This window comes from Acinetobacter seohaensis (genome assembly GCF_056431365.1).
Map to the genome: position 1 here is coordinate 179617 of NZ_JBWKMK010000029.1, position 22609 is coordinate 202225.

General features: G+C 41.3%; 21 protein-coding genes. 10 read left to right on the top strand and 11 right to left on the bottom strand.

Annotated features, from left to right (window positions below; translation table 11 throughout):
• Positions 1–205: 205 nt before the first annotated feature.
• The 8 genes from AC07E5_RS05315 to AC07E5_RS05350 form a co-directional block, all read right to left on the bottom strand.
• Positions 206–643, bottom strand: coding sequence for a 2-amino-4-hydroxy-6-hydroxymethyldihydropteridine diphosphokinase (locus AC07E5_RS05315; RefSeq protein ID WP_498624857.1), 438 nt, complete (start codon positions 641–643; stop codon positions 206–208).
• Positions 600–980 carry a dihydroneopterin aldolase gene (folB, locus tag AC07E5_RS05320; RefSeq protein ID WP_004973210.1) on the bottom strand — a complete coding sequence of 127 codons (381 nt, stop codon included), beginning with the start codon at positions 978–980 and terminating at the stop codon, positions 600–602. Before folB ends, AC07E5_RS05315 begins: the two co-directional genes overlap by 44 nt.
• A gap of 152 nt (positions 981–1132) precedes the next feature.
• Complete coding sequence (locus tag AC07E5_RS05325) at positions 1133–2431, bottom strand: ABC1 kinase family protein (RefSeq protein ID WP_026438367.1); 1299 nt, start codon at positions 2429–2431, stop codon at positions 1133–1135.
• A gap of 58 nt (positions 2432–2489) precedes the next feature.
• Positions 2490–3218 carry a HesA/MoeB/ThiF family protein gene (locus tag AC07E5_RS05330; RefSeq protein ID WP_096900943.1) on the bottom strand — a complete coding sequence of 243 codons (729 nt, stop codon included), beginning with the start codon at positions 3216–3218 and terminating at the stop codon, positions 2490–2492.
• A 163-nt stretch (positions 3219–3381) separates the two neighbouring features.
• Positions 3382–4092, bottom strand: coding sequence for a hypothetical protein (locus AC07E5_RS05335; protein WP_004973205.1), 711 nt, complete (start codon positions 4090–4092; stop codon positions 3382–3384).
• Between the two features lie 255 nt (positions 4093–4347).
• A complete protein-coding gene (locus AC07E5_RS05340; protein WP_346791603.1) occupies positions 4348–5994 on the bottom strand; it encodes an AMP-binding protein in 1647 nt (548 codons plus the stop codon).
• A 276-nt stretch (positions 5995–6270) separates the two neighbouring features.
• The gene (locus AC07E5_RS05345; protein ID WP_004973203.1) at positions 6271–7407 is read right to left on the bottom strand and encodes an acyl-CoA dehydrogenase family protein; all 1137 of its coding nucleotides are present in this window, start codon (positions 7405–7407) and stop codon (positions 6271–6273) included.
• Positions 7408–7555: 148 nt separating this feature from the next.
• Positions 7556–8326, bottom strand: coding sequence for a 3-hydroxyacyl-CoA dehydrogenase (locus AC07E5_RS05350; RefSeq protein ID WP_004973201.1), 771 nt, complete (start codon positions 8324–8326; stop codon positions 7556–7558).
• Between the two features lie 142 nt (positions 8327–8468).
• Here AC07E5_RS05350 and AC07E5_RS05355 point away from each other — a divergent pair, with 142 nt between their 5' ends.
• The 3 genes from AC07E5_RS05355 to AC07E5_RS05365 all read left to right on the top strand — a co-directional run bounded on the left by AC07E5_RS05355 (position 8469) and on the right by AC07E5_RS05365 (position 11221).
• On the top strand, positions 8469–9494 hold the full coding sequence (locus AC07E5_RS05355; RefSeq protein WP_498624861.1) for an AraC family transcriptional regulator: 1026 nt from the start codon (positions 8469–8471) through the stop codon (positions 9492–9494).
• A 260-nt stretch (positions 9495–9754) separates the two neighbouring features.
• Positions 9755–10105, top strand: coding sequence for a hypothetical protein (locus tag AC07E5_RS05360; RefSeq protein ID WP_104852119.1), 351 nt, complete (start codon positions 9755–9757; stop codon positions 10103–10105).
• A gap of 204 nt (positions 10106–10309) precedes the next feature.
• Positions 10310–11221: a bestrophin family protein gene (locus AC07E5_RS05365; RefSeq protein ID WP_004973196.1), complete on the top strand. Its 912-nt coding sequence runs from the start codon at positions 10310–10312 to the stop codon at positions 11219–11221.
• A 114-nt stretch (positions 11222–11335) separates the two neighbouring features.
• On the opposite strand, the gene prmC is transcribed toward AC07E5_RS05365, so the two are convergent.
• Positions 11336–12166: a peptide chain release factor N(5)-glutamine methyltransferase gene (gene prmC, locus AC07E5_RS05370; RefSeq protein WP_498624864.1), complete on the bottom strand. Its 831-nt coding sequence runs from the start codon at positions 12164–12166 to the stop codon at positions 11336–11338.
• A complete protein-coding gene (gene prfA, locus AC07E5_RS05375) occupies positions 12166–13254 on the bottom strand; it encodes a peptide chain release factor 1 (RefSeq protein WP_498624866.1) in 1089 nt (362 codons plus the stop codon). Before prfA ends, prmC begins: the two co-directional genes overlap by 1 nt.
• A gap of 388 nt (positions 13255–13642) precedes the next feature.
• Here prfA and AC07E5_RS05380 point away from each other — a divergent pair, with 388 nt between their 5' ends.
• The 4 genes from AC07E5_RS05380 to AC07E5_RS05395 all read left to right on the top strand — a co-directional run bounded on the left by AC07E5_RS05380 (position 13643) and on the right by AC07E5_RS05395 (position 16879).
• Entirely contained in the window at positions 13643–14068 is a 426-nt protein-coding gene (locus AC07E5_RS05380) for a glycine zipper domain-containing protein (RefSeq protein ID WP_168417463.1), read from the top strand.
• A gap of 257 nt (positions 14069–14325) precedes the next feature.
• Positions 14326–14850: a hypothetical protein gene (locus AC07E5_RS05385; RefSeq protein ID WP_498624868.1), complete on the top strand. Its 525-nt coding sequence runs from the start codon at positions 14326–14328 to the stop codon at positions 14848–14850.
• A 225-nt stretch (positions 14851–15075) separates the two neighbouring features.
• A complete protein-coding gene (locus AC07E5_RS05390) occupies positions 15076–16080 on the top strand; it encodes an LLM class flavin-dependent oxidoreductase (protein WP_498624870.1) in 1005 nt (334 codons plus the stop codon).
• Positions 16081–16324: 244 nt separating this feature from the next.
• Entirely contained in the window at positions 16325–16879 is a 555-nt protein-coding gene (locus AC07E5_RS05395) for a flavoprotein (protein WP_498624872.1), read from the top strand.
• Between the two features lie 114 nt (positions 16880–16993).
• Here AC07E5_RS05395 and ppsR read toward each other — a convergent pair whose 3' ends face one another.
• Positions 16994–17830: a posphoenolpyruvate synthetase regulatory kinase/phosphorylase PpsR gene (gene ppsR, locus AC07E5_RS05400; RefSeq protein ID WP_096900902.1), complete on the bottom strand. Its 837-nt coding sequence runs from the start codon at positions 17828–17830 to the stop codon at positions 16994–16996.
• A gap of 155 nt (positions 17831–17985) precedes the next feature.
• Between ppsR and ppsA the strand changes: the two genes are divergently transcribed.
• The 3 genes from ppsA (at position 17986) to cyoA (ending at position 22606) form a co-directional block, all read left to right on the top strand.
• Positions 17986–20364 (top strand): phosphoenolpyruvate synthase, encoded by a 2379-nt coding sequence (ppsA, locus tag AC07E5_RS05405; protein WP_004973175.1) that lies wholly within the window; start codon positions 17986–17988, stop codon positions 20362–20364.
• Positions 20365–20438: 74 nt separating this feature from the next.
• Positions 20439–21230, top strand: coding sequence for an RDD family protein (locus tag AC07E5_RS05410; RefSeq protein WP_498624874.1), 792 nt, complete (start codon positions 20439–20441; stop codon positions 21228–21230).
• Positions 21231–21532: 302 nt separating this feature from the next.
• Positions 21533–22606 carry a ubiquinol oxidase subunit II gene (gene cyoA, locus AC07E5_RS05415; protein WP_004973169.1) on the top strand — a complete coding sequence of 358 codons (1074 nt, stop codon included), beginning with the start codon at positions 21533–21535 and terminating at the stop codon, positions 22604–22606.
• The last annotated feature ends 3 nt before the right edge of the window (positions 22607–22609 follow it).

Here is a 22609-nt window from a genome sequence, read left to right on the forward strand (position 1 = left end):
TTGAGTTATCCCAAGATTTATCCGCAGATTTTGTGGATAGTTTTTAAGTGCAAAGCCGTATAAATACAGAAAAATATTATTTTTGATGGTTTTTCATACAAACATATCAGCAAGATATGACACAATGATGTAAGCCGAAATCAGATCACGTATCACAGCCAAAATTTAAAAATGCATCACTGATCTGCCAATTTTACTGGCTGATTTACTCTTCACAACTCACAATGGGATAGTCATGCGCAGAATGCACAAAAGCCTCATCTTGCCAAATATCCCACATTGGAATTTTAACATCTAAAGCAAGTGGCATTTTTTTCGGATTGAATTGCATTTGAGCTAAATTTTCACCCCACGCAATAATATCAATATCCAGCGGAATGTCATGCGATGGACGCACACGCCCTGCTGCAACTTCCAATTCCTTAAGGATGACGTTTAGATGCTCAAAGCTTAAACGGCTTTTTAGCAAACAAGCAGAATTCCAATAGTGTGCACCAATTCCATCACGGCATGGAATCAGATAAATGTGCGAAAAATGCACTTCACCCAATGCAGCAATTTGCTGATAGGCATTTTTAAACTGACGCGGTGCTTCGCAGTTACTCGCCAGAGCGAGGGCAAAAATCGTTTCGGTGGCGTTCAAGACGAATTCCTACAGAATTGGCTTCTGGAATAATGGCAGGTTTGCGAATGGTGATGGTAATGGATTCAATGGCGGCAAAAGTCGTAAAAAGTGCATCCAATACCAATTGTGCGGCATGCTCAATCAATTTGGGCGCAGCCTGCTGAATCACTTGCGCTGAAATGCTGCAAATTTCTGCATAATTGAGCGTGTCTTGCAACTCATCTGAAGCTGCAGCTTGGCTTAAATTGGTGGCAATAATCAAATCCAACATAAGCGGTTGTTGAATCTGACGCTCCCATGCAAAACAGCCAACGACTGTTTCTACCTTTAAGCCTTCAATGATAATTGCATCCATGACCACACTCTATATTTCATTTTAAATCCTTCTATCTCTGTCTATTGAAAGGGATATTTGCCGTATTTTAAAGCCACACTGAACTCATAAAACAAAAGATCGGTGGCTTTAAAACATGCAACCAGAAGGCTTGATTCGCCCAATATGGATAATTAATGCTTTAACAACAAATTCGGATCAATGCTTTGTACCATCTGCAATCGTTGATCGGCATAAATATCGGTATAAGGTGCTAAAACGCGCATGAAACGGTCAAAGTACAGCATTTGCTTGAACAGTAAAGCAAAGTCACGCGGGAAACGAATCCCATGACGCTCACCCACAGCAACCATATCGAGCATAATGTCATTTAAATCTGCAGGGTTAGAAGTCAGCAACTCTTGAGGATCGGCCAGCAATACGCCACTAAATAAACGCTCTAAATCTGCTGCCAAAACCTGAGTATCAATTTGCTTGTCGGTCATGCCCATTTTGAGCATATTTTCAGCCATAAGCGTGTAGTTGGTATTTTGTAGAGCATCCATAAAAGCCATACATGCAGTCCACACTTCAGGATTCAGCTGTCCAACAATACCAAAATCAATAAAGCCGACACGCCCATCTTCAAGCAACATCAGGTTGCCTGCGTGTAAATCGGCATGGAAACTGTTACACATCATCAAGCTACCAAACCATGTATTCATGGCAGTAATCAACACTTGCGATGGATCGTTAGATACTTGTTTCACCACGTCAAAATCGGTCAAAGGTACGCCATACAAACGCTGCATGGTCAATACGCGACGGGTGGAATATTGATGATAGACCTTAGGTGCAGTGGCTTTTGTATTTTGGGTTAAATTCAGATAATTAATAAAATCATCTAGGTTACGTGCTTCTTCAATAAAGTCGACTTCACGCACCATACGGGTTTTGATTTCTTCGACAATATCGGCCAATGACGCAAATTTGACTTTAGGTACAGCTTTTTCGAGCAGTTTAGTCGCCCAGTGCAAGACGTTTAAATCGGTATAGAGAATGGTTTCTACACCCGGTTTTTGCACTTTAATCACTACATCTTCGCCACTCACCAATTTTGCAGCATGTACTTGTGCGATAGATGCTGAAGCTAAAGGCTTTTCATCTATTGAGGCAAATATTTCATCTAAATTGCGCCCTGCAAATTCAGATGCCAATACTTGCTGTACATAGCTAAACGGTAAAGTTGGAGTTTGGTCTAAACAACCTTGAAATTCTTCGACATATTCACGTGGGAACAATGACGGTGTACTGGCAATAAACTGCCCAAGTTTAATGTAGGTTGAACCTAAAGATTCAAATGTTTCGCGCATGAGTTTGGCATTACTTGGCTTTTCAGTGGCATATTTAATGCCTGCTTTGGCTGCCACTACGGCAGTTTCACCCATGCGAGCAACTGAACGTAAACCATCTAACCAGATATTATTTTTCATCATGTCTGAGTCATATTAAAGTAGTGAGAGTTTAACAAAAAATTGCCAAGTAAAAAGGCTATCTTGCCTGACAAACTGGACAGTTGTGGTCTTGATCAAACGACAATAAGCGTTGTTTCATGCTTAAACCATCCCAAAGTAATAGCTTTTGTTTCAGCGCGGTGTTGCCTAAACCCAAGTACAATAAGGCATGATGCGCTTGTAAACTGGCCATGACGTTGGGAGTGGTTGCCAATACGCCACTGTCGGCACAGCGCAAACTTTCATTGGCATGTTGTTCTTTCGGGAACAGACATTCATAGCAAGCAGAATCACCTTCGACCATGAACATTTGCCCTTGAAAACCAATGGCAGAGGCACTGAGTAAAGGTACATTCAATTGTCGGCAATATTGATTGACCAAATATCGGGTACTGAAATTATCACAACCATCTAAAACTAGGTCTTGTTGGGCAACTAAAGTGCCTGCATTTTGCGCATCTAACAGCGTGGTTAAACAAACAATCTCGATATAAGGATTAATTTGCATTAATCTTTTTGCGAGAATTTCGGCCTTATAAAAGCCTAAATCTGCGGGGGTATAGGCGATTTGTCGTTGCAAATTACTGGTTTCAATCACATCAGCATCAATCAGAGTGATTTTTCCCACGCCTGCACGTGCAAGTAATTCTGCGCTTAAACAGCCAATCCCGCCACACCCCACAACAAGTACGTTGGCCAGTTTTAATTTTTCTTGGGCTTCAATATCCCAGCCATCCAATAAAATTTGTCGGCTATATAGATGCATTTCTGCATCGCTCAATTCCAACTGAGTATCGAATATGCTTTCCAAGAAAATGCCCTATTCTGCAAAACCAAAACGCCAAGTATAACGGGTATTCAAAGCAAACCGCCATGACGGCGGTTGAATTGTTGCGTATTTGAACAGATGGAGATGTGCAACGACTTGCTTAAAAGTGCATCCGCATGCCTACGTTATAAGTAACGCCATCGGCATCGCCTATATATTCATTATAATAGGCAATTCCACCATTCCAGTAACATGCCGTATTCCCGACTTTGTCTGAGGTTGTCCCATCTTTACAGGTGGTATTCGAGGTGCTGTCATATAACCATTTATAACCGGCAGTGGCGTAAATCGAGAAATCAGGAACAAAGTTCAAACCGACTTCTACGCCCACAGGTAAAGTGACAAAATTGACATCATTGGCAAGCAGCTTTGAACTTGCGCCGCTATAACCTAGACCTGCGTATGTATTGAAATAAAAACCATGATAGCTGATCAGGTTTAAATTCCCGCCCATATTGAATTCATAATAATCCAAATCGTATTCATTGTTTTTTAAGAATTCCAATCTGCCATAAAAACCTGAGCGATGTGGCGTGGTGGAAACACCCAAAGCAAAACCATCTAGTTCTACTGTATCGCCACTGTCAAAATCTGCTTCAAAATTGGCGTATTCGGCAAAGACTGCATAATTTTTTTGTGGCGTTTTTGCTGCTGGATAGCTGGAATAGGCTGTACTTTCAGCAGTTGGCGCTGGGTTCCAGTTTTGTGCATAACTGCCAGAGGCACACAACAGTAAAGCTGCGCCCATCCATATCGACTTCGTAAATATCCGCTTTGACGGCTGCGTGAAATTTAAATGAGCTGTTACCATGATGTTCTCCCCCAATATGTATTGCGCTGCCTACATGCTTTTATCGTAATCGAAGTACATGCAGCCTTGTTCATTGTGTCAGCATAAAGTTGAAAATATCACATCACCAATATGATGCACACATTTTCTATCGATTGAGTTCGTGCTTGCATAATCGGGTGGTTTAAATAAAGAATACAGATTTAAAAAAACGCCAATCTGTATGAATGGCGTTTTTCTTATGGCGCAATAATTAACAGGGCCTATTGGCTGAATTTAGCTCACTTTTTTAAAAGCATTTTGTTTTGCAATTTCTTGTTGCTTCAATAAATTACGCTGAATTTTTCCACTGGATGTTTTAGGCAAACTGCTGACAAATTCAATTTCATTAGGATAGGCATGTTTCGATAAGCGTGAACGCACATACTGTTGCAGCTTTTCCTGCAATGCAGTGCTTGGTTGATATTGATTTTTTAACACCACAAAGGCTTTTACCACTTCTGTACGCTCTGGGTCTGGCTTACCAATTACTGCGGATTCAAGCACTTCCTCACATTCAAGCAAAGTACTTTCTACATCAAAAGGCCCGACACGATAACCCGAAGTTGTAATGACATCGTCTGCACGACCAATAAAATCAATCCCACCAAATTCATTTAAACGTACCGTATCACCCGTTAAATAATACTGTCCCACAAATGATTTACGGTCATCCCCATCGTAACCTTTGAACCACATTAAAGGCGATTGTGATTCATCCAGTGCAAGTGTGCCAATTTCGCCGTGAGCGACTTCCTGATGCTGTGCATTTAAAACCGCGAAACGATGTCCGGGAATAGCATAACCCGCAGAACCTACTTTTTTCTGATGTTCCAGTGCATGATGATTGGCAATCACCATCCCCAATTCGGTTTGTCCATATTGATCATAAATATTGACTTGTAAATCATGCTTAAACCAATGAATCACTTCTGGTGTGAGCGGCTCGCCTGCACTGCTAACCACACGCAGATGTCGTTGAATATCACCATCAAACTTTTCTTTAAAACCAAAGAACATTCTAAATGCGGTTGGTGAACCTGTTAAATTACTCACCTGATATTTACGGATAATTTCCAGTGCATGATCAACACTAAATGGACGTTCATCCATAATAATGCTATGCCCCAAACTCAGTGGCCCTGTAATACCGTAATACAAGCCATAAGCCCAACCAGGGTCGGCTAAATTCCAAAATGAATCTTCTGCTCTTAAATCGACTGCATGCTGCATATAACCTTTAAATGCCACAATGGCTTTTAAAGGCACAGGTACAGATTTAGCTAAACCCGTAGTGCCTGATGTAAACATCATCAGAAAATCATCTTCAAAACTGCGATACACGGTTTCAAAGTAAGTGTCTTGAGTGCTTAGAACTTGCCAAAAATCTGTATCATGGTTTTGAGCTTGATTTGCTGCGTCCACAGTTAAAATTTTCACATTAGACAAGGCATTTAGTTTTGGACGCTGCTCAGTATTGGTCACAATGAGCTGCGTCTTTGCAGTTTGAATACGGTGCTCAATCGCTTTAGATTCAAAGGCTGTAAATAAAGGCTGATACACTGCCCCAATGCGCCATGTGGCAAAAACCGTAATTAACAATTCAGGCGTACGCGGCAATAATCCTGCAATACAATCACCTGCTTTTAAGCCCAGTTGAGTAAAATAATTTGCCAATTTTCCAGATGCTTCTGCCAGTTGATCAAATGTCCACGATGCAGTTTGACCGTGTTTGCCTTCCCAAATTAAGGCAGTTTGTTGAGTACCCGTATAGCGTCCGCAACATTCTTCATAGGCATTAAGTGCCGTTGGCGTTCCTGCCAATTGGGTTTGAATCAGTTGCTCAATATCAAACTGTTGATATGCCTCTTGCAAAGTTTTCATTCTTTTAAGCTCCGTCTTAAACTGATGACACTGCAATTCATTTGCAGCAATATGCGTTATTGTTTTAACCGTTTTTACAAGTTAGGATTGAATCGCTCTTTAAAATTTAAATTAGGTTTGCTGTGTTGAAGTCGATCATGCAACGCAATCACGACATGATCTTCGCGTATTTTTCAATCAAGTTAGCTAAACATGATTTGAACATTTTCTCAATTTCCACATCCTGCAATAACCTTGCAAGCTTTGGACACCGACTAAAGTTTTAGATACTCAGCTTTAACGCTTAGTCACTTCACGTGCAATCACCAAACGCTGAATATCGGATGCACCTTCATAAATTTGGCTAACGCGCACATCGCGGTAAATACGTTCAACTGGGAAATCAGATACATAGCCATAGCCCCCATGTATTTGAATCGCATCTGAACACACACGCTCTGCCATGGTTGAAGCAAAAAGCTTGGCCATAGATGCTTCTTTTAAACACGGTAAGCCTGCATCTTTGAGGCTTGCGGCATGTAGAATAAGCTGTCGTGCAGCTTCAATCTGTGTTGCCATATCTGCCAAGCGAAACGCGACTGCCTGATGTTGCACAATTTCAACTCCAAAAGCTTTACGCTCATTGGCATAGTCCACGGCTGCATCTAAAGCTGCTCGCGCCATACCCACCGATTGCGCGGCAATACCAATACGCCCCGACTCTAAATTAGAGAGTGCAATTTTGTAGCCTTCACCTTCTTGCCCCAATAGGTTTTCTGCAGGAATACGGCAGTTTTCCAACACGATGGTGGCGGTATCGGAACAGTGCTGTCCCATTTTGTCTTCTAAACGTGCCACGATATAACCTGGTGTGTTCGTCGGGACTAAAAAGCAGGAAATGCCTTTTTTACCCGCAGTTTTGTCCGTTACAGCAAAAACTAAAGCAACATCTGCATATTTGCCTGTGGTGATAAACTGCTTGGTGCCATTTAAAACCCAATCCTCGCCATCTTTTTCAGCTTTACATTCAATCGCGCTGGCATCAGAGCCGACTTGTGGTTCAGTTAAACAAAAGCAGCCTAACCATTCGCCTGTTGCCAGTTTAGTTAAATATTTTTGTTTTTGCGCCTCTGTGCCGTAGCGTTGTGTAATTCCGCATGGCAATGAGTTTTGCACACTCACAATCGTTGAAATTGCACCATCACCCGCAGCAATTTCTTCTAAGGCTAAAACGAGAGATACATAATCTAAACCTGCACCGCCCCATTCTTCTGCAACGGTCATGCCCAAAGCACCTAGCTCACCCAGTTCTTTTAACTCCTTTGCAGGGAATTCAGCAGTTTTATCACGTGCCGCTGCAGTTGGTTTAAGCTTTTCCTGTGCATAACTGCGCAGCATATCCTGAATCATTTTTTGTTCATGGCTTAAAATCATGGTGACCCTCTGTTTATATGGTAGATGTTGTTTTTGTCAGGAATGCGCGCAACATCCTTGTTCTGTATTGCAACGGTTTTTTAGTATCCAGTTTTTCAATACTTGAATTTTTGCTTAGGCTATTTTATGGATATAGCATCGTCATAACTTATTTCGGTTGCATACGAATTGCGCCATCCAAACGAATCACTTCACCGTTTAAATAACCATTTTCAAAAATATGACCCACCAATTGCGCAAATTCTTCAGGCTTTGCCAAACGTGGTGGAAATGGCACCATTTGCCCTAAAGCATCTTGCACATGCTGTGGAAATGCTTTCAGCATCGGGGTTTCCATAATACCGGGGGCAATCGTCATCACCCGAATGGCTTCACGTGCCAATTCACGTGCCAAAGGCAGCGTCATCCCCACAATTGCACCTTTCGATGCAGAATACGCACTTTGTCCAATCTGCCCATCAAATGCTGCAACCGAAGCAGTATTCACAATCACACCACGCTCTTCTTCATCGGCGGCTAAGTCATATTTCGCCATCAGTTGTGCCGCAAAACGGATCATATTAAAACTGCCCGTGACATTAATATTCAGCACTTTTTGGAACATTGCCAAATCATGCAAACCATCACGTCCCAAGACTTTGGCAGACGGTGCAATGCCTGCACAATTCACCAAGCCATTTAACTGTCCGTATTTTTGCTCAATATGGTTAAAAAGCTGCTGTACTTGGTTTTCATCGGTCACGTCTACAGCTACGAAGTCTGCATTTTCGCCCAATTGCTGTTGAAGCTGCTGCCCAAGTTCTTGATTCATATCAACCAAAATAACTTTTGCACCTTGCGCAACTAAATGTTGTGCAGTCGCAGCGCCTAAACCCGATGCACCACCCGTGACCACACAGACTTTTCCTTGAATTTTCATTTTATTTTCCTTATAAATTTTCAGGTTGATACAACTTAAGAAACAGATTAATCACACTCAAGCTAGAGTACAATTACCAAACCCTGCATCGACTATGATGTATTTGAACACTCAACTTGTAAATGGAATACCACGCCATCCCATGAATGCAACTCAGCTCACTTACAGCAAAGGTACAATTTCAATTGCTTTAGTCCATGAAGCTTTGCATACTGCACAGCAACGCGGTATGGATACGCATGCGATTTTGCAGACGGCGGGTATTCCTGCAGAGCTGTTACATTCCAACAAAGCGCGGGTGTCGGTTCTGCAATATGGTCAATTGTGGATTGCACTGGCAGATACCATGAATGATGAGTTTTTTGGCATGGACAGCCATGCTATGCGTCGTGGCAGTTATCAACTCTTGTCTAAATGGGTGTACCAAGCAGAGCATTTAAAGGCCGCATTACAGGACATTTTAAATTTCTTTAATTTAATACTGGATGATTTTTCAGGTGAATTAAACGTAGATGGTGAATATGCAATCTTAACCATTCACGATAAATATCAAGTGAAACCGATGTTTAGTTATGCCACATATTTAATGCTGATTCATGGCTTGATGTGCTGGCTGACAGGACAACGTATTGCTATCTTAAACATGCAACTCAAATGTGCTGCTCCGCAGGATGATGCTGATTATCGTGTCCGTTTCTGTGACCAAATTGAATATGCGTGTACAACGCATAAGATTTATTTTGAGGCAAAACATCTTGATTTAAAAATCAAGCAGGATAAAAAAAGCTGGAAACGCTTTTTAAAACAAACGCCTTTTAATCTTTTAGTGCGTTATAAAAACCCACATGCGCTGAGTCATAAAATTCGTAAACAATTAATGCGATTGCCGCCGAGTGAATGGTTAGAGCTGAACGAATTAACCCAGCATTTCAATATGTCTGAAGCGACGTTCCAACGGCGTTTAAAGCAGGAAGGCACTAGCTATCAGCAATTAAAAAATGAAATCCGTCGAGATACGGCAATCGAATTGTTGAGCAAAACCCAACAATCACTTCAAGAGATTAGCGATCAATTAAATTTCCATGATCCTAGTGCTTTTCATCGTGCCTTTAAAAAATGGACTGGGGTCAATCCTGGTGCATATCGACAATATACCGAAAGCTCATAATTGAAAGCTCATAATTGCGTGACTTATCACCTACTACTCAGCCACTATTTTGTGTATTTTACAAACAACTTAATTATAAAAGAAAACTCATCGCTGTGATTTCAAGGTTGAGCAGTGAACTGGACGTTCATCGGCACTGCATTGTCAAAGTATTAAATTTAGTTTACTTTTCAATCAATTTAAAGCATAAATTTTATGCAATTCGGCTGTCATACTCCCCCTGTAATATTAAATGTACGAGCATCTTTGGAGGTTTCCCCATGCTTAAGATGATGGATGTACTTGAACACAATCTAGTTCAAAATTTCTCTCACTCCCTCAACCAAGCTTCTGACCAATTAGATGAATTACTCAATCAAAGTATTCTAAATACCTCAGAAGAACAGTTACGCAATGTCATGTCTGCGTTTTTCAAACGTGAAGATGCACTTGAAGCAGCGCAAGCCCTAGATATTTGCCAAGAAGATTTACAATCTTTACAAGCAGGTTTAGCACTCAAAGATGAACACCTGTGCGATACCGCTAAAATTGTTGCACTATGTTTAGCTTTAGAAACAGACAGTTTGGCACAAGTTGAAATTCCAGACTGTTTGCAAGATTACCCGATGTAAGCTAAAACTTTGAGCATTCAGTTGCTGAAAGTATTTAAAAAGTGATGTCTTCATGGCATCACTTTTTTATTGGCTGTTGCAATAATAAATAAGAAAAATTGACTTTAAGCCGCTTGCTGCTTTTTTAAATCAAAAGCTAGCTATCATCTTGCCAAGCGTTGTTTGTCTATGAAACACTAAGGACAGCTTCAAGGATGCATCAAGATGATTATTCGCAATAAAAACAACAGTTTTACCCTACTGTTTGCATGGTATGGGACAATTTTACCCACGGTCTTACCTGCACTTGCAATTGTGGTCTTCCTTTCTACGGTCTTAGTGTATTTGTCTTCTCACCACTTTTTTCAAGTGCCGAGCGTACCAGCCATTGGCTTTACCATTTTCGGTATTATTTTGTCTATTTTCCTCAGTTTTAGAAATAACGCCAGTTATGAACGTTGGTGGGAAGGTCGAAAATTGTGGGGGACGTTAATTGCAACATCACGGCATATTTCACGTGACTCATACGTACTGCCAGATCAACAGCGTCGGGTCTTGATGTATCGGGTCATGTTGTTTAGTAATTTATTGCGTAACCGTTTACGCAATCAAAACCAACCTATCGATTTTTATCAAAACAAAGTCAACCTCACATCTGCAGATTATGAAGCATTATTTCCGCATATTAATGCCGCACAGTTTATTTTAGAAAGCATTCAAAAAGAGTTAGTCAGCGCACTGAAAACAGGTGAAATTTCCGATATTATTTATCAAGGCTTGAATCAACATATTGTTGAATTGGGTAATGTGCAAGCAGGTTGCGATCGAATTCTCAGCACACCCTTGCCTTTTTCTTATTCAGTCTTGTTGCACCGCACTGTGTATTGCTTCTGCTTTATTCTGCCTTTTAGTTTAGAAGCAAGTTTAGGAATCTGGACACCAATTTTGGTGGGTTTAATTGCCTATTTATTCTTAGGTTTAGATGCTCTCAGCGAACAACTTGAAGAACCTTTTGGCCTGCAAGACAATGATTTACCGCTCAACTCCATGGTGCGATTAATTGAACGGGAAATGCTGAGTTCACTTGGCGAAGAACTGCCACCTGCAATTTTGGCAGTGAAAGGCAACCTAAGCTGACATCAGTTGAGTTGAGGCTCATAAATTGGTCTTGCACTTAAACTTTGCTAATCATTCGTCTATGTTTGCAAGCTGATAAATAGATCTCACAAGATTTTTAACTGATATAACACATCAGCCAGCAAGCCATTGTGCTAAAGTCACCCGATCATTGCCTGCATAATCTTTGACTGTACGAATGTCAGAAAAACCGTGTTCTGCAAAAATCGCTTGCACTGCTAAAGCTTGGTCATAGCCATGCTCTAGTGCAATCCATCCATTTGCTTTCAGCCAGTGCTTACCCTGCGAAATAATCTGCAGAATATCTGCCAAACCCTGATCTGCTGCCACCAATGCACGTTCAGGCTCTGCTGCCAAAGCAGACATGTGTGCATCATTAGCATCTATATACGGCGGATTAGATACAATTAAATCAAAACGTGGCTCGGCTGCTGAACCCAATGCCTCAAACCATGCACCACAGGCAAATTGCACCTGATTTAAAGCATGCTTGCTTGCATTTTCTTGAGCAACTGCAAGCGTTGGCAGGTAAATATCGGTTGCGGTTACCTGCCAATCTGGACGTTCAGATGCTAAAGCCAAAGCAATCGCCCCTGTACCTGTGCCTAAATCGACAATTACAGCATCACGTTGTAATGACAAAGCCAACACAGTTTCGACCAAAACCTCGGTATCAGGACGTGGCACCAAAGTATCGTGCGTGACTTTTAAATCCAGTGTCCAAAATGGCTGTGAACCTGTGATATACGCCAAAGGCTCGCCTGCTGCTATACATGCCAAAGCCTGCACATACATCTGCTCTTGCGCGGCACTCAATTCCTGATCTGCACGATATTTTAATTCAAGCGCACTGAGTCCTAAAAAATGCTCTAACAACCAAATATTTTCTTGACGCTCATAGCTATCGACTTCACCACGTAGCGCCAAGGCTTGTGCAATATTCATTAACCACCGTTTTGCTGAGCAAGCATCGCCAACTGATCTGCCTGATATTCACGATGCAGACTATCTAGTAGTTCAGTTAAATCACCTTCCATCACCGCATCCAACTTATATAAAGTCAGGTTAATACGATGATCTGTCATACGTCCTTGCGGATAGTTATAGGTACGAATACGCTCAGAACGGTCACCCGAACCCACCAAATCACGACGCATTTCTGAAGTTGCTGCATCTGCTGCAGCACGTTTGGCATTTTCCAAACGTGATGCCAACAACGCCATCGCTTTCGCTTTGTTTTTATGCTGTGAACGCTCTTCCTGACATTCCACCACAGTACCCGTCGGAATGTGGGTTATACGCACTGCAGAGTCGGTTTTGTTAACGTGCTGACCACCCGCACCCGAAGCACGATAGGTATCGATACGCAAATCGGCAGGGTTAATATCTACCGTGGTATCAACATCTACCTCTGGCAGAATTGCCACGGTACATGCAGACGTATGCACACGCCCTTGTGATTCTGTTGCAGGCACACGTTGTACACGGTGTGCACCACTTTCAAACTTCAAACGGCCATACACGCCTTCGCCATTGACCAAGCAAATGACTTCTTTATAGCCACCGTGTTCGCCTTCATTTTCAGAAAGAATTTCAATCCGCCAGCCTTGGCTTTCTGCATATTTGCTATACATGCGGAATAAATCACCCGAGAAAATTGCAGCTTCATCACCACCCGTTCCTGCACGAATCTCTAAATAAGCAGAGTTAGCATCGTTCGGGTCTTTCGGAATCATTAAAATATTTAAATCTGACTCAAGTTGCTGAATCAGTGCTTTATTCTCTTTAATTTCTTCTTGCGCCATTTCCTTAAAGTCAGGATCAGACAACATTGCTTCGGCTGTTTCAATATCGGCTTCGGCTTGTGTGTATTGTGACCACACTGCCGTAATTTCGTCTAAATCACTGTGTTCACGTGATAATTGACGAAAACGCTTGTTATCTGAAATCACTTCAACATCTGCCAACAAAGCAGTCAATTCTTCATGGCGGTCAGAAAGCTGATCTAATCGTAAACGTAACGATTCTTTCATTGTTTAAAAAATCTCAATGCAAAGGCTGTTACATGCAACACGCAGCACAGCGAAATAAAAAATTGCGCATAGTTTACCGATTCTACCACCCAAATAACATCATTATTACGTCTGTACGATGTTTGAAATACCTATCTGCAGATGTTCTAGCAGTATTTCTGTGTGATGATGCTGTGCATTGCGGTGAATGTACAACTCACCAAGTACCGCAATTAGCATCCGCATTTGGACATTTTTTTAGCAATTTTAATCAAACTCATACAAAGCCCACACCAAAGCACACCAATCTCGTGCGCACTCTCCACATTTTGACAGAGACTCTTTGATAGATTTAGCCCATCAAAATTGATCATAAAATAAGTCCTGAAAATGGACATGGAGTGCAATCATGAAACTTAATGCAATGTTATTTAGTGCAGCTTTAGCCGCAGGTTCAATGCTTAGTGCTAATGTTTACGCAGACAATACCACACGTGTAGCTGCTGCAAGTGCTTTAGGCAGCGTGGCAGGTACAGCTATTGGTAAAAATATGGGCGGCACAACAGGTGCAACTATTGGTGCTGCACTCGGTGGTGCAGGTGGTGCTGCGGTTGCGAGCAATAAACGTCATCGTACCGAATCTGCTATTGGTGGTGCTTTAGGTGGTGGCGCTGGTTATACCGTAGGTAAAAATATGGGTGGAACCAATGGTGGATATATTGGTTCGGCACTCGGTGCTGCCGGTGGTGCAGCTTTGGGGAATAAAATCTCAAAAGATAAAGAATACGACCGCTACCAAGAACGTAAATGGAAGAAAAAACGTAACCGACGTTAATTTATACGTCTGAATCAGTCTTAATGATTCACCTAAAAGCATCGACATTAGCTCGGTGCTTTTTTGATCCTGTTTAGAAATATCATAAATACCAAAAAGCGATGAAATATGTAGAATTAATGTGGGGTAATTACAGTGTATTTACCAAACTTTACAACATGTTCTATCTGGCCTTCACGATTCTTTCTACAAGCTTTTATACATTAATTACATATATAAATACCCAAGCGCATAAGTTATTGATACGGAGCATCCTCATGAAACTGAATTATTTTTTATTAAGTGGTGTCATCGCGAGTTCTGCCTTAATCATGGGAACTGCACATGCAAATGACACACGTGTTGCTGCAAGTTCTGCGCTTGGTGGTGCAGTCGGTGCAGCCATTGGTCAGCACATGGGTGGACAAACAGGTGCCATGATTGGCTCTGCAATTGGTGGCGCAGGTGGTGCGGCGGCTTCTGCCAGTAAACGTGACCGTAACGGTGCCATGATTGGTGCAGCGTTAGGTGGTGCGGGTGGTTATAGTGTCGGTCGCAACGTGGCAGGCAATACGGGTGGCTATGTTGGCGCTGGACTCGGTTCTGCAGGTGGTGCTGTACTGGGTAAAAAAGTGAGCGAAGACCGTCGAGATGATCGCTATGACAACAAACGCTATGATGACCGTTACGACCGACGCTATGACAGCCGTGGCTATCGTTATAATGATGTGCGTTACAATAACCGTTACAGTAAAGACAATGGCTTGCATTTAGGTCATTACAAAAATGGAAAACGTCGTTAATTGTTAATTCATCTCCGCCACGCTCTCTACAATCTCTTTAATATTGCAAAAGCACCTTCGGGTGCTTTTTCTTATACAGACAATAATCTCACTATATTAAATCACTGCTTAAACACACATCCGCTAAATCTAGCGCACTGAACACCCTTATATCGAAAATTATCGATATACAATCCACTCAATGCATCGTATGATAAAACTCTCTTTATCAAGCTGGAATAAATGATGCGTTCCCTGCAAGACACAAAATTTGCCATTCTTGAACTTGCTCCCGTCCGTGATGATCAAACAGTTCAATTTTCACTGCATCACGCACTCGAATTGGCACAACATGCAGAACAACTTGGTTATGACCGTTTATGGTTGGCTGAACATCATAATATGGATGGCATTGCCAGCTCTGCAACTGCAGTACTTTTAGGCTATTTATTAGCAAATACGCAAAAAATTAAACTCGGTTCTGGCGGTATTATGCTCCCCAACCACGCACCGTTAGTGGTCGCTGAACAGTTTGGAACTTTAGCGACTTTATATCCTAACCGTATTGAACTCGGTTTAGGTCGCGCACCAGGCACAGATCAAGTGACCATGCGTGCGCTGCGTCGTGGGCGACAGGAAACTGAAGATCAATTTCCGCAAGATGTTTTAGAAATTTTGCATTACTTTAAAGATGCTGAACCACAACAACGTATTGTTGCTACGCCAGGACAAGGGACACACGTTCCTGTATGGTTGCTTGGTTCAAGTTTATTTAGCGCACAACTGGCTGCAAAATTAGGATTGCCCTATTCATTTGCCTCACACTTTGCCCCACGCATGCTTGGTCAAGCAATTCAGTTATACCGTGACAACTTTGAACCCTCAGAATATTTAGACCGCCCGTATGTGTCTATGGGTGTACCAACTGTAGTTGCAGACAGCGATGCAGAAGCACAATATCTCGCCACAAGTTCCTATCAACGGGTATTGGGCTTAATTCGTGGGCAGAGTTTGAAACTCAAAGCTCCTATAAACAGCATGGATGGTTTGTGGTCACCTGCTGAAAAAATGTCAGTCGATAGTTTTTATGGCATGGCGCAAATTGGCTCTGTGGCAACAGTAAAAGCTGGACTGGAAAACTTATTGGCAAAGTATGATGTAGATGAGTTCATTTTCACTTGTGACATTTATGATACGCAAAAACGCTTACATAACTTTGATTTGCTCATGCAAATGAAGTTAGATACTTAATTAGCTCCGACCTTGTAGTTCTATTGAGCTACAAGGTTTCATCAATTAAAAACATTTAAAATAAATAACTTAAATCCGTTTTCTTGTTCTCTTTCGCTTAAATCTCAGTAATCTCAGTTGAATTAATTTTCAATCTTTAGGAATGACTGGCTCGCCTGCACAAAAGACTTTACCAAACAGTACTGTCCCAACAAAATAGAGTAAATGTTCTAATTTATAAAATGAATATATCAAGAGATTCAGCATGGTCAGTCCTAAACACGACGTACATAGACACGCTTTTCAAAACTGCTTGGCAGATTTTCAAGAATTCCAAGGCGAATGCATTCCTGCAACTGAAATCAAACAGCATGACTTCACAGGTTTACGCGTTGCAGTTATTGGTGCAAATCAGGACAGCGTGGCACAACTCGATAGAATTTGTCAGCAAGCAACATCTGTTCAAGTCTTTCAAATTGCACCGCATTTTGTCCTGCCAAGTACAGAACGTGGCATCCATCGCCTAATTAGCCATCCTTTGGTGTTTAAAAATCGACGTTTGTTTAATAACCGCGTCAAAAATATTTTGGCTTTACGCTTTTTAGATGCTCAAGTCAAAGACACGTGGCTTAAACGTCAACTCACACCAAACATTGCAGATACACATCAACGCTATTTTAAATCTGATCATTATTATTCAGCTTTACAATGCGAAAATTGCCATTTGATTACTTGGCCAATTGTCAAAGTCTGTGCACATAGCGTGCATAGTATTGATGGACAAGAACATCCAATTGATACCATTATCACTACATTTTAAGTCACACTAAAAGCATTATCATTTAAATAAATAGTAGCTTGATTTTTATTCTATTTAAATCCAATAAAAAAGAGCCAAAATAAAATTTTGGCTCTTTTAATACATATAGTTTCATTAACCAATACGACGTTTTAAACCTGTCATTTGTAAAACACGTGTTGAAATTTCTTCAATCGACATTTCTGAAACATTTAAATATTTAATCCCTTCTGAAATATAAATACCTTCAATCGCACGCAATTCCATTTGGCATTGATTAAAACTTGCATAACGGCTATTGGCTTTACGTTCAGTACGAATTGCAACAAGGCGTTCAGCATCAATCATCAAGCCAAATAACTTATGTTTATGCGGCTTTAATACGGCTGGCAAACGGTTGTCATCGAGGTCTTCTTCAGTCAATGGATAGTTCGCCACACGAATCCCGAACTGTAAAGAAAGGTAGATGGAAGTTGGCGTTTTACCCGAACGCGACACCCCAATCAGAATCAGATCGGCCTTGTCGTAATGGCGTGTACGTGCGCCATCATCGTTATCTAAGGCAAAATGCACCGCATCAATACGTGCCTTGTAAGATTCAGAATCTGTTACGGCATGCGTCTGCCCGACCAAAGTGGTTGGTGGTGTTCCTAACTCTTCAGAAAGCTTACTAATTAAGCCTTCAAATACATCTAAATTAATTGCTTTGGCAGTGTTGATAATGTCACGCACATATTGGTCAACCAAGGTATCAAACACCAAAGGTAATTGACCATCAGTTTGTGCTCGGGCATTAATCTCTGCCACCACATTCATAGCCGCTTCTTCAGACGTAATATAAGGATGAATATGAATATCAAAGTCCACATTTGGAAATTGCGCTAAGAGTGAATGTCCAAGGGTTTCAGCCGTAATTGCAGTTCCATCGGAAATAAAAAAAACACTCCGCTTAATTTGTTTACCATCTGACATTAAAATTCTCCTTAAACATTTGTCTTAGTGCTATATAATCTTTATAGTAAACCGATCTTACATGACTGTCGCTTAGTAAAACCAAATTGCTAAGTAGATTTATTATAATTTCATGACAAGATAGTGATTAATACTGCAAAAGTGGAGTAACAACTTTGGAAGCGCGCGTAATTGGTCTGGAAAAATTAGGGAAACACGATGTTGAGCTCGTGGGTGGGAAAAACTCATCTTTGGGCGAAATGATCAGCCACTTATCTAATGCTGGTGTATCGGTACCAGGTGGCTTTGCAACAACAGCTGCTGCTTATCGTGAATTTCTCGAGCAAAGTGGCCTAAACGCTAAAATTCAAGCAGAGCTAAAAACACTCAATGTAGATGACGTGAATGCGCTTGCTGAAACTGGTGCAAAAATTCGTCAATGGATTGTCGACACTCCGCTTACTGCATCACTAGAACAAGAAATCCGAGTTGCTTTTGAAGCACTCTCTAACGGCAACCCAAACATCGCGGTTGCCGTTCGTTCATCTGCAACTGCAGAAGATCTACCAGACGCATCTTTCGCAGGTCAGCAAGAAACATTCTTAAACATCCGTGGCATTGACAACGTATTAATTGCCATTAAAGAAGTTTTTGCATCTTTGTACAACGACCGCGCGATTTCTTACCGTGTACACCAAAACTTTGACCACGATGTCGTTGCTTTGTCTGCAGGCGTACAACGTATGGTACGTTCAGAAACTGGCGCTGCTGGTGTAATGTTTACCCTAGATACAGAATCTGGTTTCCGTGATGCTGTATTCATTACTGCTTCTTATGGTTTGGGTGAAATGGTGGTTCAGGGTGCAGTTAACCCAGATGAATTCTATATTTCTAAGCCTTTATTAAAAGCAGGCAAACACTCAGTTTTACGTCGTAACCTTGGCTCTAAACACCAAAAAATGATTTATGGTGAAGAAGGCGCGGCTGGTAAATCTGTAGTTGTGGTCGATGTTGAAAAACAAGATCGCCAACAGTTCTCTTTAAATGATCACGAACTACAAGAATTAGCGAAACAAGCGTTAATTATTGAAGAACATTATCAAGCGCCTATGGATATTGAATGGGCAAAAGATGGTGATGACGGTCAAATCTACATCGTTCAAGCACGTCCTGAAACTGTAAAAAGCCGTGAAAACGTCGGTACTATGGAACGCTACCTATTGAAACAAAAAGGTACGGTCATTTGTGAAGGTCGTTCAATTGGTCAGCGTATCGGTTCTGGTAGAGTCCGCGTTGTAACGTCTATTAAAGAAATGGACAAAGTTCAGGAAGGTGACGTTCTTGTTTCAGACATGACTGATCCAGACTGGGAACCAGTGATGAAGCGTGCTGCTGCAATTGTCACTAACCGCGGTGGTCGTACTTGTCACGCTGCAATTATTGCCCGTGAATTAGGCGTACCTGCAATTGTAGGTTGTGGTAATGCAACTGAAGTTTTGACTGATGGTCAGGAAGTTACAGTTTCTTGCGCCGAAGGCGACACAGGTTTCATTTATGAAGGTGCTTTAGATTTTGAAGTTCAAAAGAACTCAATCGAATCTATGCCTAAACTTCCGTTCAAAATCATGATGAACGTTGGTAACCCAGACCGCGCATTTGACTTTGCTCAAATTCCAAACGAAGGGATTGGTCTTGCACGTTTAGAATTCATCATCAACCGTATGATTGGTGTGCATCCTAAAGCATTGCTTAATATTGACAGCTTACCACGTGAAACACGTGCAGCAGTTATGGCGCGTACTGCGGGCTATTCATCGCCAATCGAATTCTATGTAGAAAAATTGGTTGAAGGTATTTCTACCCTTGCTGCTGCATTCGCTGACAAACCAGTGATTGTGCGTATGTCTGACTTCAAATCAAACGAATACGCAAACTTAATTGGTGGTAAGTTATATGAGCCAGAAGAAGAAAACCCAATGTTGGGCTTCCGTGGTGCAAGTCGTTATGTGTCTGACAATTTCCGTGACTGCTTCGAGCTTGAATGTCGTGCCTTGAAAAAAGTACGTGACGAAATGGGCTTAACCAACGTACAAATTATGATTCCATTTGTACGTACCGTTGCTGAAGCAAAACGTGTGATCGAATTGCTTGCGCTGAATGGTTTAAAACGTGGTGAAAATGGTCTGAAAGTGATCATGATGTGTGAATTACCAACCAACGCATTGTTGGCTGAACAATTCCTTGAGCACTTCGATGGTTTCTCTATCGGCTCAAATGACTTAACTCAGTTAACACTTGGTTTAGACCGTGACTCAGGCATTGTTTCTCACCTGTTCGATGAACGTGACCCTGCAGTGAAAGCATTACTTTCTATGGCAATTCACGCATGCCGTAAAGCAGGTAAATATGTCGGTATCTGTGGTCAAGGCCCTTCAGATCACCCTGACCTTGCACGTTGGTTAATGGAACAAGGTATTGAATCTGTATCTTTAAACCCAGACTCAGTTTTAGACACTTGGTTCTTCCTTTCTGAAGAAAAAGCTCAACAAGCGTAATAAAACGTGTTAAAAGAAAACCCATGCACCTGCGTGGGTTTTTTTTCAAATTCATTTTTTGAGATTTTATATTTATGCAAATTTACTTGGCACGAAATAATCAACAAGCTGGGCCATACACCTTAGAGCAGCTCAACCAAATGCTCGCCAGCCAACAAGTGTTGCTGACAGATTTGGCTTGGCACCAAGGCATGAGCGAATGGAAAGCTTTAGGTGAACTCACCCAAGGTAAACTTGTATATGAACCACAAGGCTATGTAGCACCGACTTCTGAAGCATCTCCTTTTCAGCAGCCTGAACAGAACTATAGTGCAACTGCAGCACAATATAGCCAATCACAAAATACAAAAACCAAAACAACGCAAACTGAGTTAGCCAGTATCAACAGTCGTGCGCTAGCAAAAATTATTGATATGCTACTTTGGCTACCAGCAGCAGCTATTCCCTCTTTTTTCTTAAATGCAGATCAATTTGAACAATTGTCTGGCTTACAACAAAAGATGCAAGCGGCAACCACTTCAGATCAAGCCATTCAATTACAAACTGAGTTATTTCAGCTGATTCCTATGCAAGCATGGCAAGCCATTGCAATTTATTTACTCATTATGCTGGGCTTGCAAGCATTCTTACTGGCTAAAAATGGTCAAAGTATTGGTAAGCGTTTAACCAAAATTAAAATTGTAGATGCAGAAAGCAATGAAAAAGTGAGCCTAATGCGAGTCTTTACGATTCGCTCTATCATTTTCATTATTTTGAATATGATGTTTATGCCATTCATCACAATTTTAGATTATGGCTTTGCATTTGGTGCAAAACGACAGGCTTTGCACGATAAACTCGCCAAAACCAAAGTCGTAAAGCAATAATTTGATTTTATTTATTCAGGGATGATTGATCATCCCTTTTTTCTTATAATATTGATAAATATAAATAAATTAAAATTAACACAAATAATTCCGAGTATAAAAATTGGTTTTTATTCCCTCCACTTAAAGCCGCTTTATGTGTAGCTTAGTTTGTCGATATCAGGCATAATGCCCTACAACGTAGCGGTGTCCGATGATTAAGAAGACTTTTTCATCTTTTTTGATGTCTTTTTAATCATGCGACACTTTAATCGCTATCCCATATTAAATTAGGGAATGGGACTCTTCACCGAGGTTGTAAAATGAGACAAACGATTTTAGCTGTATTGTCTTTATCTACGATGGCTGCACTCTTAACTGGGTGTGGCGGTGATTTAGTACTTCTGAACTCAAAAGGTCCAGTTGCAGCAGGTCAAAGTAACCTGATGATGACTGCGATTTACCTAATGCTATTGGTGGTTATTCCATCTGCAATTATGGCATTGTGGTTCGGTTGGAAATATCGCGCATCGAATAAAGACGCAGACTATCAACCAACATGGTCACACTCTACTGCAATTGAAATTGTAGTATGGGGTATACCTGTTATTATTATTTGTATTTTAGCTTGGTTAACTTGGTGGGGTTCCCACAAGTACGACCCTTACCGTCCGCTAGAATCCGAAAAAGCTCCTTTAACTGTTCAAGTTATTGCTGAACAATTTAAATGGATCTTCATCTACCCAGAACAGAACATTGCTACTGTTAACGAATTACGCTTCCCAGAGCAAACGCCTGTAAGCTTACGTTTAACATCTAACTTCACAATGAACTCGTTCTTTATCCCTGCATTATCTGGTCAGATTTATGCAATGGCGGGTATGCAAACTCACTTGAACGTTTTAGCAGACAACACGGGCGAATTCCGTGGTTTCTCATCTAACTACTCAGGTTATGGTTTCTCGCAAATGCGCTTTAAAGCTCACTCTGTAACTCAAGCTGATTTTGAGCAATGGGTAACAGCTGTTAAAGCAGGTCAAGGTACGACTATCAATCCTCAAGCTGTTCAAAAAACAGTTTTAGATCAAGCTGAATTTGCTTCTTTACGTGACGGTAACCGTTCACAGAAACAAATTGATGCAATGGTTCGTAACGCCAAAACTGAATTAGAGAAAAAACTTGCTGCAACGGCTTTAAAAGAAGGTCCATATAAGACTCAGCCACATCCTGTGACTTATTACTCTTCTGTTGAGCAAGGCTTGTTTGAATCAGTGATCAATAACTATATGAGTAACTACCATGGTGCTGACCATTCAGCTCCTGTAGTGGCTGGTGAAGCGCCTGCTTCTGAAACTCATGTAGCAGTTGAACATGCGACTGCTTCTCAAGGGGAATAAGAC